Origin of the sequence: Collinsella sp. CLA-ER-H4 (genome assembly GCF_040092395.1) — a bacterium.
Taxonomy (GTDB): domain Bacteria; phylum Actinomycetota; class Coriobacteriia; order Coriobacteriales; family Coriobacteriaceae; genus Collinsella.
Genome location: NZ_JBBNLQ010000034.1, coordinates 1 through 655 on the forward strand (window position 1 = coordinate 1; position 655 = coordinate 655).

Consider the following 655-nt stretch of genomic DNA (forward strand, 5'->3'; position numbering starts at 1 on the left):
TGGCGCGCTGCCAGTTCTCCTTGAACCAGCCGCGCGAGTCGCCGTGGACGGCGAGGTCGACGACCTTCAGGCCCCCGATGCCGGTCTCGGCGACGGAGAGGTCCTTCTCGAATGCGATGTCTGCCATGTGGGAAAAGCTCCTATCGAAGAGGTTGGATAACCGGGGGCGCCCGCGCGGGGCCGCAGGGTCATCCCCATGCCCTGCGGCCCCGCGCGGGCGCCCCGCGGTGCGGTTCGCCGGGATGGGCCTACTGGCCCTGGGCCCTGTACCTGGCCTCGGTGGCCTCCTTGGCCGGGCGCCACCAGGATTCGTTGGCCACGTACCAGTCGATCGTCTGCTTCAGGCCCCCGGCGAAGTCGGTGTGGGCCGGCCTCCAGCCGAGCTCGCGCTGGAGCTTGGTGGAGTCGATGGCGTAGCGGCGGTCGTGGCCGGGGCGGTCGGCGACCCAGTCGAAGTCCTCGGGGTCCTTCCCCATCGCCTCCAGGATCATGCGCAGAACCGTGATGTTGTTCTTCTCGCCATTAGCCCCGATGAGGTAGGTCTCCCCCGTGCGGCCCTTGGTGAGGATGTCCCAGACGGCGCTGGAGTGGTCCTCGGTGTGGATCCAGTCGCGGACGTTCTCGCCCTTCCCGTAGAGCTTGGGGCGCACGCCGT

At 69.0% G+C, this 655-nt stretch carries 1 protein-coding gene; it reads right to left on the reverse strand.

Annotated elements, in window-relative coordinates; genetic code table 11:
- Positions 1 to 248 precede the first annotated feature (248 nt).
- Positions 249 to 655: GDP-mannose 4,6-dehydratase (locus AAAX34_RS09430; protein ID WP_349111077.1), on the reverse strand; the 407-nt coding region annotated here is incomplete at its 5' end.